General features: G+C 39.0%; 23 protein-coding genes. All 23 read right to left on the bottom strand.

All coding sequences use genetic code 11. From position 1 onward, the window contains the following. Positions 1–55 precede the first annotated feature (55 nt). The gene (locus I2D94_RS01190; RefSeq protein ID WP_195395329.1) at positions 56–235 is read right to left on the bottom strand and encodes a hypothetical protein; all 180 of its coding nucleotides are present in this window, start codon (positions 233–235) and stop codon (positions 56–58) included. A gap of 1 nt (position 236) precedes the next feature. Further along, positions 237–1127 carry a hypothetical protein gene (locus I2D94_RS01195; RefSeq protein ID WP_195395330.1) on the bottom strand — a complete coding sequence of 297 codons (891 nt, stop codon included), beginning with the start codon at positions 1125–1127 and terminating at the stop codon, positions 237–239. A gap of 621 nt (positions 1128–1748) precedes the next feature. Continuing rightward, a complete protein-coding gene (locus tag I2D94_RS01200) occupies positions 1749–2666 on the bottom strand; it encodes a hypothetical protein (protein WP_195395331.1) in 918 nt (305 codons plus the stop codon). Between the two features lie 2 nt (positions 2667–2668). Continuing rightward, complete coding sequence (locus I2D94_RS01205) at positions 2669–3169, bottom strand: Panacea domain-containing protein (RefSeq protein ID WP_195395332.1); 501 nt, start codon at positions 3167–3169, stop codon at positions 2669–2671. A gap of 96 nt (positions 3170–3265) precedes the next feature. Then, a complete protein-coding gene (locus tag I2D94_RS01210) occupies positions 3266–3904 on the bottom strand; it encodes a recombinase family protein (protein ID WP_195395333.1) in 639 nt (212 codons plus the stop codon). A 109-nt stretch (positions 3905–4013) separates the two neighbouring features. Further along, on the bottom strand, positions 4014–4613 hold the full coding sequence (locus tag I2D94_RS01215) for a hypothetical protein (protein WP_195395334.1): 600 nt from the start codon (positions 4611–4613) through the stop codon (positions 4014–4016). Continuing rightward, positions 4564–4878: a hypothetical protein gene (locus I2D94_RS01220; RefSeq protein ID WP_195395335.1), complete on the bottom strand. Its 315-nt coding sequence runs from the start codon at positions 4876–4878 to the stop codon at positions 4564–4566. Before I2D94_RS01220 ends, I2D94_RS01215 begins: the two co-directional genes overlap by 50 nt. A gap of 61 nt (positions 4879–4939) precedes the next feature. After that, on the bottom strand, positions 4940–5296 hold the full coding sequence (locus I2D94_RS01225) for a single-stranded DNA-binding protein (RefSeq protein ID WP_195395336.1): 357 nt from the start codon (positions 5294–5296) through the stop codon (positions 4940–4942). 5 nt (positions 5297–5301) lie between these two features. Continuing rightward, positions 5302–5835: a dUTP diphosphatase gene (locus I2D94_RS01230; protein ID WP_195395337.1), complete on the bottom strand. Its 534-nt coding sequence runs from the start codon at positions 5833–5835 to the stop codon at positions 5302–5304. A gap of 332 nt (positions 5836–6167) precedes the next feature. Further along, positions 6168–6614 carry a hypothetical protein gene (locus I2D94_RS01235; protein WP_195395338.1) on the bottom strand — a complete coding sequence of 149 codons (447 nt, stop codon included), beginning with the start codon at positions 6612–6614 and terminating at the stop codon, positions 6168–6170. Between the two features lie 90 nt (positions 6615–6704). After that, positions 6705–7058, bottom strand: coding sequence for a hypothetical protein (locus I2D94_RS01240; RefSeq protein ID WP_195395339.1), 354 nt, complete (start codon positions 7056–7058; stop codon positions 6705–6707). Between the two features lie 349 nt (positions 7059–7407). Then, positions 7408–7713: a hypothetical protein gene (locus I2D94_RS01245; RefSeq protein WP_195395340.1), complete on the bottom strand. Its 306-nt coding sequence runs from the start codon at positions 7711–7713 to the stop codon at positions 7408–7410. Continuing rightward, on the bottom strand, positions 7710–7994 hold the full coding sequence (locus tag I2D94_RS01250; protein ID WP_195395341.1) for a hypothetical protein: 285 nt from the start codon (positions 7992–7994) through the stop codon (positions 7710–7712). Before I2D94_RS01250 ends, I2D94_RS01245 begins: the two co-directional genes overlap by 4 nt. Positions 7995–8255: 261 nt before the next feature. Beyond that, positions 8256–9167 carry a radical SAM protein gene (locus I2D94_RS01255; protein WP_195395342.1) on the bottom strand — a complete coding sequence of 304 codons (912 nt, stop codon included), beginning with the start codon at positions 9165–9167 and terminating at the stop codon, positions 8256–8258. Positions 9168–9238: 71 nt separating this feature from the next. Continuing rightward, complete coding sequence (locus I2D94_RS01260) at positions 9239–9604, bottom strand: hypothetical protein (RefSeq protein ID WP_195395343.1); 366 nt, start codon at positions 9602–9604, stop codon at positions 9239–9241. Positions 9605–9632: 28 nt separating this feature from the next. Then, entirely contained in the window at positions 9633–9956 is a 324-nt protein-coding gene (locus I2D94_RS01265) for a hypothetical protein (RefSeq protein ID WP_195395344.1), read from the bottom strand. A gap of 3 nt (positions 9957–9959) precedes the next feature. Beyond that, positions 9960–10250, bottom strand: coding sequence for a hypothetical protein (locus I2D94_RS01270; protein ID WP_195395345.1), 291 nt, complete (start codon positions 10248–10250; stop codon positions 9960–9962). A gap of 5 nt (positions 10251–10255) precedes the next feature. Continuing rightward, positions 10256–10657 (bottom strand): hypothetical protein, encoded by a 402-nt coding sequence (locus I2D94_RS01275; RefSeq protein ID WP_195395346.1) that lies wholly within the window; start codon positions 10655–10657, stop codon positions 10256–10258. Positions 10658–10667: 10 nt separating this feature from the next. Beyond that, positions 10668–11099 carry a single-stranded DNA-binding protein gene (locus I2D94_RS01280; protein ID WP_195395347.1) on the bottom strand — a complete coding sequence of 144 codons (432 nt, stop codon included), beginning with the start codon at positions 11097–11099 and terminating at the stop codon, positions 10668–10670. A 13-nt stretch (positions 11100–11112) separates the two neighbouring features. Further along, on the bottom strand, positions 11113–11400 hold the full coding sequence (locus tag I2D94_RS01285) for a hypothetical protein (RefSeq protein WP_195395348.1): 288 nt from the start codon (positions 11398–11400) through the stop codon (positions 11113–11115). Further along, positions 11397–11900, bottom strand: coding sequence for a hypothetical protein (locus I2D94_RS01290; protein WP_195395349.1), 504 nt, complete (start codon positions 11898–11900; stop codon positions 11397–11399). Before I2D94_RS01290 ends, I2D94_RS01285 begins: the two co-directional genes overlap by 4 nt. A 4-nt stretch (positions 11901–11904) precedes the next feature. Continuing rightward, a complete protein-coding gene (locus I2D94_RS01295; RefSeq protein WP_195395350.1) occupies positions 11905–12360 on the bottom strand; it encodes a hypothetical protein in 456 nt (151 codons plus the stop codon). Beyond that, entirely contained in the window at positions 12350–12712 is a 363-nt protein-coding gene (locus tag I2D94_RS01300; RefSeq protein ID WP_195395351.1) for a hypothetical protein, read from the bottom strand. Before I2D94_RS01300 ends, I2D94_RS01295 begins: the two co-directional genes overlap by 11 nt. Positions 12713–12781 lie beyond the last annotated feature (69 nt).

Consider the following 12781-nt stretch of genomic DNA (forward strand, 5'->3'; position numbering starts at 1 on the left):
ACAACAAGTTTGCTCAACTTCACGCTCTTTCTTATTCATCAATTTATCTCTATCCTTAAAAAGTGGCACTATTATATTGCGTTTGTGAGATTACGCCATCACGGCATAAACCATCAATAAAGCAAGACCATTCAAGCTGTACTTTGCAATAATCGTTTTTTCTGGCGGCTTTATATGCCGCCATCGTTCCATAAAATTCTAAAACAAATAATCGTTTTATCTCTGCCTGTTTCACTTTATAAGCTCCCTTCTTCAATAAGCTTATAAATAATTTTTTCGTCTTCTTCCGGAATGGGAAAATATTTCCATTCGCTTCCGTATGTGTAGCCACACACCGGGCAAGCTTTAGCAAGAATCCCGTCCGGGTGTTCGCTCTCATGTAACCAGCCTAAAGACTTTGTTTCTGTGTGCCCTTTGTCGCCGGCGTAAAGCGGTTTTTTCGGCTCGTAATATTTCGCCAATTCCGCGGGCAGCATTTCCGTCCATGTAGTCAACGAATATTCGAGGTTAGCGAAAAATTTTTGATCAATTGTCGGATTGAATGTTTCCCCAAGCTTCAACGCAACAAGGGCGGCTTTTTCGGCGTCTCTTTGTTCTTTCATGGCTTCTTGCGTCATTCTCCAATGATATAAAGTAACCTTCTTTCCCGCCAGCTTATGCCATCCCGCGGCGTGTTGATGCTCACATTCTGGGTGCATATCGTTAAGATGATACGCTTTCCAGAGTCTGAAGATTTCGGAGAAAACCGGATTTTGGATATATGGGGCGATGCTGTCAAGGCATTGACCCCCGGCAACAACGTCGGAATGCCGAGCATTCCAAACCAATGCAGAGACGGAAAAACGCTTTTTGTCTCCGTTCTGCTTATATTCCATTTCCACGGTTACCCGGTTAAGCGCCTTTCCTCGTCCTTCGTAATCGATGCAACCAAAATCAAACTTTCTTTTCATCGCTTTGATGATCGCAAATTCCGTGTGATGGGTTTCCGCATCGGATTTCGTGAAAATGTCCGTGCCGTTGTCGTTAGTGAAGTAAAGGCTGAATCCTGCCGATCTGGCCGCTTCCTCAGATGGGAAGGTTACCGCCTCGAATGTGCCGCGCGGTGTTCTGATTGTTCTTGTTGTCATGATTTTTTCTCCTTTCCACAGGGGTTGTCCCCGTGCTATAATTGGGTCGGCTGGTTTTCCTTGTCATGATTTCCAGCCGTTGCCGTAAGCGGTGCGACGCTTGCGGCTTTTTTGATGCTGTTGTATAATTGGTGTACACGGGGTAACCCGTTGTGGTGCGCTTAACCCGGGCAGGGGTTAAGCTTTTTTAATTTTGCTTAACCTTAGACGGAGCGACAACCATATAATCAAAATCACCTTAACCATACGTCCCGCCTTTCTAGCGATCTTCCGCACGGTCTTCGACTGGGGCGGTTTTTTGTTGGGCCGCCCCGTGTACATCTAAAGGATATCTCTATCCTCCGATATTGTCAATTACTTTTTGAACATTTTTTCGCATCTTTATATTAAAGAAATCCCCTTAAAAAAGTGTTTTATCGCGTTTTTTCAACGATAGTCTAATGATTTTATCAAAGAAAAATTTCCAATATTTATTGAACATTTTCGTCATTATAAAAGGGGATGTGTCATAAGTAAACTGTTGCAGGCTTTTGGGATGTGTCATATCAAAACTGTTTCTAAGTTTTCAAAAAAAAGCGTGACCTCAAGAGATCACGTTGCTATAATATAAGAATTTTATTATCAATTTATACGATCAATCACATATGGAAGAAACATGAATACTACTATAGCACATAAAACTACAGGCATTAGATCATAGCCTTCATAGCACACCACAAGCGAAATAATAAACATTAAAAATAATAAAGCTATTGAACAATAAAAAATTTTATCCATGACAGGGTGTTTTGCCGAATCCTTAACAATTACCATAACGAATCTTAAAAACAAATATGTAGCTGCAACCATAGCCATACCAAGCATCGATCCTAATACCATGACTTTACCTAAATCAACACCATCACCGATCTCTTTGAATAAAGTTGACATGGTACTTATACCGCCGAACATTACAAATGAAATTGCAGTAAAAATGGCAACAATTGATATCAGTTGATTAAGTATATCTTTTTTCACTTCTCCAACTTCTGCTTCAGCTTTTTTAGCAACACCTTCAAATCGTTCTTCGGTTGCTTTTATAGCTGCTTTGATTAATGGATCCGATCTTTTTTTAAAAGCTTCATCCGACATTTCAAAACTAGTTTTCTGGCTCATCGCTAAGTTGATATGATCAGTAAGTTTAATAATCACTTTTATGATATTAGCCCGCTTTTCTTCATCAAAATTACAGAATATATATTCGCTTTGCAGGACTTTATCAAGATTTGTTAGTAACGTACCCATTTCCACAGTTTTCTTTGCATACACCCTATTAGTAACAACAGAATATAAAATTCTATCATGATTTTCTATATACGACTTCAATCTGGAAACAAAACTAGATGGATCAAATTCATCGCTACTCACATCTAAAATTGCCAACACATCATTCATTGCCTCTTCTTTTTCGGAATATTTTGTAATTCTGTTATCGTCCAAATCATTTCCGTCAAGTAAATTTTGCAAAACTCTATTTAATTTTTCTACATCGATATCCATAATTAATTACCCGATCCATATTGATTCTGAAAATATTTTTTAATGCTTTCATTAGTTATTTTTATACTTTTTTGATCAGGCTCATACACGTCAGCCCAAGGCGCTTGTGCGTGAGTCATACTAACCAATTTAGTAGACGAATAATTTTTAAACATTTTTACTACTAACTCAACCAATAACTTAGTATTAGAATCTAATACCGATTCGTCGAATGTCTTAACTATGTTATGAGGATCAGTAAAGTCATAATATGTCTCAACCTTAGGTATGCTATTAGAACCAAACACCTTAAATTCATGATAGACCTCAGGCATAACCGGGCCGAAGCTCCAAGCCTCAAATTCGCTTGTAAAACACGCTTCACCGAACGCCGCAAAAGATACCCCTTGCACAAAGTAAAGTAGTTTTTGCAGTTTTAGATTAGAAACCGGTATGTTGCTATCATTACAATAATTAATTATATATCTAGCAACATCTTTGACTTCCGCTTTGCTTTTATCCATATATATCACTCCATATATAGTATATCATCTTAACGCTGAGTTGCGTGTTAAGATGATTACAATCACTCAATTTTCACCACTAATAGAGGAAGCCTTTCAGCTTCCTTTGGTTTCTTTTCTCCGGTCTTTCTTAATTTCCAAGCCTGCCTCTTTGATCGCGCTGTAAACCGTTCCTCTCGCAACGTCCATCTGTTTTGAGATATCCACAATAGACATACCAGAAGAATAAAGCTTGCAAATTTTCTTTCTACGCTTTTCATCTACCGGCCGGCCAAGCGTTTTTCCAGCCGATTTCTTCGCCGCCAACGCTTCTTTGGTTCGTTGCGAGATTTTTTCTCTTTCTCTCTCGGCGAGATAACACATCAGTTCAAATATTACCGATCGCATAAACCGCATATCGAGAGTGGCGCCATTTTTATACATGGAATTCATCATGGGCATATCAATGATAATAACATTGATATCGTGTTTATCCATCCACGCCCATTCTTCCTTGATTCCGTCCCAATCACGTCCGAGGCGGTCGATCTCTTTAATAACAACATAATCGCCAGGCTGCAGGATTTCTTTCATTTTCTGATAAGCGTCACGGGCGAATGTTTTGCCTGTGACTGTATCGCTAAACACTTTTTCATAAGCAATCCCATTTGCACCGGACCATTGCTTTAACGCTTCGTCCTGTCTGTCAAACCCTTGCTTCCCGGTCGATACTCGTTCATATCCGTAATATGCCATAATGACACCCACCTTCCCTATCTAAATGATATCATAAATGTTCATTAAGTCAACGCATTTATTGAACGTTTATATTTTTTAGAATGGGATGTGTCATATCAAAACTGTTTCAGGATTTTTTACCGCATAAAGCCTGCGGCAAAAGATTTTTAAGCTCTCTTTCCAGTTGGTCAGCCGGTTTGAATCGTGCTTTGAACCGGTTGTCCTCGTTGGCTTCTTTTTGAGTCACAAGGCTATGTCCATTGTTGCCAGAAACCTGCGTCCGGAACTTTGTTAAGTTGGCTTTGGTCACACCACCTTGACCGGCAGACAGCTGCGAATCGATCAGATAATCCTCAACCATCTGCATCACCGCCCGGATATCATCAGCGTCACTATTGAGATTTTGGTTATAAACTTCCGCCGTCCAACCCATGAACTGGCAGAAATTTTCTTTGGTTGGAACGAAATTGATCTCTTTATTAAGCATATACATGATCTCTTGATACTTCTTCAAACAAAAATCAATTTCTTCCGGATTGGTGAAAGATCTGTCAGCCATCTCGGACAGGTTGTTATCTTTATTGAAAATGTAAGCTACGATCGGATAAATATTAACACCGTCATCGTTTGCAAATCGCGCCTTCATTTTTTCACTGTCTAGAATATCGCGATTCAGATCACTGATGATCCGATTGTATTTCTTCGTTATCCATTCCAACAGATTCATTAAGCAAGGCCCTCGTTCCTTCTTCAACAACTTCTAAAATTTTTGAAAATTGTTTAGTGAAAAATTCTACACAGTCTTCAGTGTGAAAATTACATACTTCCGATGGCAATCCGCTTTCGTACAAGAATGCATGAATGATTTCGTGCTTTATTATAAAATTAGACTCTATAACATTTAGTGACAAATCCTCACCGATAGGTTTCGTCCAAATAACAATCCGTTTTAACAAATAATTAACATATCCACTAAGTCCGTTGTTTTTCATGTACTCATCCTGTTTGTCTATGAGAACGAAGCTGTACTCAGTTCCCAATATATTCAACTTTCTATTCATAATCATCTACCCCTTTGAATTCTTCGCCGCCAAGTTTGTCAGCGGGTTCTCGACGGGATCCAGAAACAAATCGAATACTATCAGCCACAAGCATAATCCCTCGTTTGCGATCCAAGTCAACATGCCCCTGAACCTCGCAGAAATCGCCTTTAACCGCATACTCAAACGCATTATCTGCTACTTTACCGTAACAGTTAAACTGGATCAGAACGTGCGTGTTACGATTTTCAACGCCTAAATATCTTTTTGGCACCGCAAGTTTAAGGAATGCATAACTGTCTCCTTTTGCGGTTTTGCTATAGATGAGATCCGATCCGATCTTACCGCTACAAATGACGGTGTTGATCATGGTTCTTAATACCCTTGCTTCTGGCGCTGATGATTGATACCGTTTTTAACCAAATATTGCTCATAGATTTCATCTTGCGTGAATCCGAGCACATCTGCCAGCAGCTTTGCACTACCAACCGCTTTGTCAATGTAGCCCTCACTGACGTTCCAGACTAACGACGCTAAAACTTTGCTGATCAGAATTGTTTTATCCTCTTTCTCAGCTCGAGTTTGGTATTCCTGAGCGTCATTTAAACATTCCAAGTATCTTGGCACACTCATCTTATATTCGTTGCACAAGCTCAAAAGAAAGTGGTATACATCCACATATTCTTTTAACGCTTTTTCTCGGTCATCAATCGCTGTAGACTTCCAATGTTTGAACTTCGTCGGAAGTTCGTTCATCATTTCGCCGATCTCGACAATCAGCGCGATCTTAATATTCTCATAAGGGTATTTCTTAATCCCTTGTTTATTCAGAATTTCTTTGTCCAATTCACGTTGCATATGCAACATCGTGCGGATCTGGTTACGTAATGTATTCTTATTTTCTTCCATGATTTTTCTCTCTTTCTTTTTATTTATAGAACTAATTCCGAATGGCTTTAAATTTAAACCCGGCAGCCAGGGAGATAACTGCCGGGAAAAAATAAAAGCGCCCCGAAATCAGGAACGCTTGTATCGCACCCGATTCGCTTAGAATTCTCGGGAGCTTATTTTTTTGAGGTTTAACAGATTCTGCTCAATCCGCTTATTCCCCGCTCGGCGTTGTCACCATCTAAGCAGAGACGTGACGTCAACCGCCCGCGCTGTTACGAGCTTACGCCGCATTTTAGTCGGCACCGGTAATATACCCTGTTGCATCTTACGCGCACATAGTAACACGTTTTTTAGTGGGACGTGTCCCAAGTTTTTAAAATCAGCTGGTTTATTCTATAACCAACGTTAGATTTACTGCGCGGGAGCAGATATCCAATCTCCCTATATGATTTTTCTTTCACATAAACTTGTTTTATCAATTCACGGTCCTCGGGATCCAGACCAGCCATAAAATCATCCAATCCAAGATAACTGCGTTCCTGCGTCACTTCTTCAATTAGATATTCTAAACTGGTGTATTCAATAATTAGTTGTTGTTCCGCAGGGTGTTTGGGATCCGGACTGCCTACACGGCAGCTTCGGGCTGCAGCTTTGGGAAAATCGCTGTGCCATCTTAATTCATCATGAATTTCAAAAAATCGTCTTTGCAGTTTTTCAATTTCTCTGGTGTAGCTCCCATACAACCAGAGTTTCTTTTTGAACCTTTGCTTATATTCCGATTCTGTGATCCCTACCATTTCCTTATACCTCCCTGTGTGTTAAAATAAATTTGTCGATTACACACGGGAGCCAGAAATGGCTCTTTTTTGTCAGCTTTATTTAAAGCATCAAAATTTCAATTTATCTTTAATGCAACGACTGCCATTACCAACTCCAGCAAACACCAAATTATGGTCATCGATGTATTCGTCAGCAAAAATTTTGCGGGGATTGTTTTTATAAAAGTCCTTCATACACTGCACATTGTCATTAATGGCATCAAACTCAATTCCTTGCTTCAGGCACCAATCGACAGCCTCTTGCAGCCGAACGCCCTCACGCATCGTATTAAGGATGATCTGATCACCAGCGTCCTTGCATTGCTTGGCGTACTCAACGATCGGATAGATTGGCCGGATAATCTCCGGCCATTCCGTTACAGCAAGTGTTCCGTCAAAGTCAAATGATACTATTTTACTCATGCCTATCTCCTCTCTACGGCTTGCAGCTTGCGTCTGAGCCTCGCCAGATGATTTGCGTGGCCAGGATGGCCGCCTGGAGCTCAGAGGTGGTCACAGAAGCCATGCCCACACAAGCACGCCAATGATTATAAGCATCACAATCGTGATCCAAACTTTAAAAGACGTGCGACCCAAATCCAAATTATTCGTTTCATACGTAGACCACATCAAAAAAATAATCACGGTTAATACTACGCTAATATATCTTATTGCACATTTAATGATATCAATACCATTCATCACAGATCACCTCCCATCCGATCGATCAACAGAACGGCCGCCACAAAGGCAACGGCGAGTAGCGCGGGGATCATTGATCATCGCCCCAATCCAGCGCCTGACCGCAATGGCGACAATACAAATCTCCATCAAACGGATGTACTCTTCCTCCACATTTTGCGCAGCGATATATCATCACCGTTATTGGATGATCGTCTATAAATTCAGAGGTTGCCGTTTCTTCGTTGGGCTTCATGGGCGTTGCCTTTTTAACCAATTCATCCAGCGTTTCGCAATATTCTAAATTTTCATTTCTGTGTTCCTTCCTAAAATGCACCGGCTCTTCGTACAGAAAAGTCGATGTTATGCTGTTCATTGCTTCTTGATATTTGTTCATTCCTCTCTATCTCCTTTTTTTATCAGCTCTCTTATTTCCGAGATTTGTTCAACATACCATTTAGCAACAGGGAAGGATGTCACCATCAAATCAAATACTTCCATTAATTCTTCTGATTTCATTTCATACCCACACTTTATAATTCCGCTAATCGAATCTTCATAATATTCTTTCGTGATGGTAAGTTTATCAATCAATGTTTGAAAATCGTTGGTAAATGATAACTCATCGTTTTGCAGCAAATTGATTAACAGTTCGATTTCTTCTTTAGTCAGATTCATTGTCTTCCTCCATTAGATTCATTTTCATTTTTTCTATTTTCTCATTTGATTTCGTATGAATTTTATGCGGCTTATACGGTCGTGGATTTTCAAAAAGCGCGTCATCTTCTAAAAATTCAAAACTTTTACAGTGGTTTACTCTCTTCGCAGATTCGTATCCAATTACTTTTTCTTTTTTCCAGCAATATAAAACATTGCTAAGAAAACAGTGTGCGCAATATCTGCAATATTGTTTCATTCTTTCTCTAACCCTCACTTCTATTATTTATCTGGTGATATAAGCAAATATTCACTCCAGCTTAAGCTTCTATAAATACCACTGTACAAATATCTTCTTGAGAACCGCAACTGCTCTTTATTCGGAATTATTCCGAGCGTTTCATTTCTTTCTGGCATACCATACAGATTGATATTTTTATATTTTTTTAGGCATTCAACTCGAAATGCAGCGTCTTCCACGTCTTCCCTAACAAGCACATAGATAAATATTTTATGAGGCTTAACACCTCTGTCTTGCAATAAATCTATGGCATGACACACGGGTTCAATCTGTGATTTTTGATCGCAGCTGAAACGAATATATTTAATCCATTTTAATCTTGCTAAGATATCTGCGATTTCAGGTGTAACAAGCCGAGCATCCATACCTTGATTGAGATCAATGCGATATTTCGTATCTATCAATTCTTTCAGTTGATTTATTCCATACTCGCTGGCCAGAATGTTGTTGTCCATAAGTACAAGCTTATTAGTATCATTTCTTACAACTTCTTCCCACTTCCTATAAGAACGTAGCTTTCCTTCTTTTTTGGGAACATAACACCACGGACATTGATTAGGACAGCCTCTTGTTAAAAAACCAATTGCATAATCGTATCCAGGATAAATCGAATAATCTGGAAACATTGCGTCTACATCATCCGGTAAAGTCTTAGACAAATTGCCATATCCAGTTCCGCCCTTTATCGTGTTTTCCGGAAGATATGGATTTCCCGAAGTGAAATCAAACACTTTGCTCGAATATACTCTGTCATACTCATCTAATGGATTCCACCATTCCACCAGATCTCCCTGTTGCTTGTGCCATGCTGAAATCTTCATGAGTGCTAAATTTGGATATTTGTTAAGTTTTTTTAGATGATCTGCATCTGCATCATGCAATGCGATTTTCATCCCATCAACTCCTTATCATTACTCTCCTTTTTGCCCTTTTAAGTATCCGGATGTTGTGAATCGTCGTTTCGCTAAAGCAGGGTGAGCTGACCATCTTCCGGTTGCATTTTTTTGATCTGCTTTTTCGTCTGGTTACTGAATTCTTCAAACTGTTTAATTTTCTCTGCCCTTTTTCCTGACTTTATAGCCTGGTAATTATCATCTACCTCTGGCGGTGTAGGCAGGTAGTATTCTGGCGGTAGCTCCGTTCCTATTGCTTCGCAGTATTCCGCAATTTCCAGTTTGTAAGAAATTATGTGATTTCGTATAAGATTCATATTGCACCCGTCTGGCCAGAACGGATCGTTACACCCATTTTCAAGGATATAATTCCAGTGGCTGATTTCGCGTACTATCTGTTGGACATATTCCTCAATTGGATTCAGTTTCTTTTTCATAATTCCAACCTCACATCAGGCTTGTAATTCATCCATCAATAACTTCCTTCATTTCCTTCAACACACGCTCTCTGAAATTAAATATAAAGGAATAAACACATTCACCACAAGCGCAAATCCACCATACAGTTTCACCATCTTTTGGCTTCCACGGTAATTTTTCTAATTTCAATGAAAGCAATCGGTTAATCCTCATAGAAGATTCTTCCCAGCCATTAAAGTATTTATCGAACCATAGTAATTTACCGCCTTCAAATTTGCATTTATCCTTACATACATTATTCGAAAGCAAGAATGCTTCGCCTTCGACAACTCCGAAAGCTTCAAGCAGTTTTTCATAGTTGATTTTCATTTCTTAAATCCTTTCATTTTTTTCACTTTTGAACATTACCAGCCTTACAATCTCGTATTTCTGGATTTCTTTATTATCAAACGGATATTTTTTACAGTTAGGACAAACCACCGTTTCTGTTTTTTCATCACACGATAGTTCATAGCCTGTCCAATTTCTATCTGTATCTATAAAGACCGAGTTAATATCGTTTTCTTCTGATATTGAATATTCATAAAAATCGTCTGATCCATCTTGGTTGAACTTGTTTATTAACAACGTATTTATTTCTTTACCACAATTTTCGCATTTCATAATTTTTACCTTCCCACATAATCGTCAATTTTTACTGGCTCGGCGTCTTCCCAGCGTATTGATTGAAATAAATGGTTAAACACACAAAATTCTTCACAGTAAATATCGTCCAACCATACACTCGCAGCATTATTTTTTAATGGCATTGACATATATACAAATAAACTCCCATTTTCATCCCTTGCAATGAAATTAAACTTTGTGTTAATTGATTTCATGATCGCAAGTTCGTCGGCGCTGAATTGTTTCTTTTCTGGCTTTGCTTCTTCTTCTAGCCATTTAAAGAACCTCGCAAGGCAACCTTCGCAATCATAATTTTCACAATTTTCGCTTTGGTAATACTGTGAAATTACGCATTGGTTATCCGCTGTTTTAATCTGATCCGCATACTTTTCTTTGTTTTTCATTGTTACACCTCTAAAACGGCAGATCATCCGAGCTGATTTCTAATGCCGGCGTATCTCTCATATACGCCTCAAAAGACGTGTCAGAATCTGCTTTTTGACTTGCGGAATGCTCTTGATTACCATAGCCAGAAATAAGCTTAATGTTATCGCATTGAATGGTTGTTTTATAAACTCGCCGACCATCTTTATCCTCATAATTATCAATCTGTAATCTTCCTTCAACTCCAACTATCGCGCCTTTATGAGCATACTGACCGATGTAATCCGCAGATTGTCGCCAAGCCACACAGTTAATAAAATCAGCTTTACGATCCTTTCCATCACCACCAGAGTACCGGCGATCGCAAGCTACTGTGAAGTCGGCAACGGAAAGTCCGCTTTGCGTTTTTTTAATCTCTGGATCGCGCGTTAAACGCCCAACAAGAACAACTCGATTTATCATTCTTAATCCCTCCTTAAAATGATAATGAATTTTTTCTATACTGGTTAATGTCCCATCCATCTCTTACAATCAACTGTAAGACTTTCTTATGACCATAAGGGAATTCACCAAAGATCCCTGCACATCCAACAATTTTCACTATAGCAACACCATTCATGTTTTCAACTATAGCCAAATCAGCTGTTTCGCGATCTGGTTTATAAATATAGGATATGTTATCCGGCAATCTCCAATAAAGATATCTACCTGGAGAACCAATGTGCTCTCCAATAATGTACCTTTTAATTTTGTTTATTTTCATTTCCAAGCCTCCTCCCCGATATTTGCATCGCTTGACGTGCATACATAACGTTTAATTGATCTCGTTTTACTCAATAATTCCTCCACGGTTAAATCATCAATCGTTTTAGGATTGTGATCGAATTGAGCGTGATAGAATGCCGTACAATTTGGAATGATGTAAAACGGTAACTCTCCAAAAACAATTTTATTGGTTACCTCTACTGGACGTATAAACCCTTTTACCGGCGCTTGAATACCCAGTGAACGATATAATCTGATCAAATTGTCATGTCGCGTAACGATCATGACATCATCAATTCCAACAAAGTACGAAAGCGATGTGCTTTTAAACAACGACATACCATCGGATTTTCTAATAGCGATAAAACCATCGCACTCTTTTTTCCCGCTGAAGCTGAGTGTGTAAACATTTTTCCCGTTGTCGTAGCAAATTTTGGCTTCTTCGTATGTTGTTTCACGGATTCCGTCGATGTCTCCGTTGATCTTGATTAAGCTCATATTTTTATTTCTCCCTTAATTTGATAATTGACTTTGTTCCTTTTTCGTCTTCAGAAAATTCACAATTAAGTCCAAACGCTTGGAGTATATCCAGCACTTTCTTCGGCCCTCCAAGCCATTTGATACGTTTTGCGTTAACATACACATTTCCAAAAACGGTCAGGTGTTTGATGAGGTAGTTTTTTATAAACTCATCTTCTCGGCTTTGCTTTGCCGGAATTTGCAATGCAATTTTATCGTCAAATTGTATATCCAGCTTTGTTGTCTGCTTGATTTTTTGCCAAGTGTTAATCGTACCTCTGAACTGACCGGCAAGAATCGTTTGCATTGTAGAATTATTTACACCGCAGAGCTTCGCGAAGTCTCGGTTGTACATCTCTTTATTCCGGATGTATTCTCTTACCAACGGTATATTGTGTTGGTACTGATCTTCCGATATAGTGAAAATTTTATTTCCCATTTTCGCATTGCTCCAAATATTCATCTAATTCCATTTTTCTTATCATTTCTGAATTTTTCTCAGATTCTTCATTTGCCTGATTCACAAACTTTAAAGCATAGCCTGAAGCAAACTGTGCTCCGCAGTTTGGGCAGAAATTTGGCACTTTGATTCTTTGCTTTCTAAGCCCAAGTGGATTCGGTCTCGATATAAGACTAATCTTTTTAAACGAAATAATTTCTTCACCGCATTGCGGGCAAACAAGAGTCTTATTTTTTTGTGTAAATATTTTGCCGGCAGATTTACCATGTGAAACTCCGTCAGCGAAGCAATGGAGCTCTTTTTCTTTGACAATTGGCATTACTTCTTTCATTTAGTTTCCTTCCCACGGGATCATCCCGATCACTTCTATCTCTGTTTCTTGGATATTAAGCGCGCCGCT

The sequence above is a fragment of the Holdemania sp. 1001302B_160321_E10 genome (assembly GCF_015552275.1).
In the GTDB taxonomy this organism is placed as follows: domain Bacteria; phylum Bacillota_I; class Bacilli_A; order Erysipelotrichales; family Erysipelotrichaceae; genus Holdemania.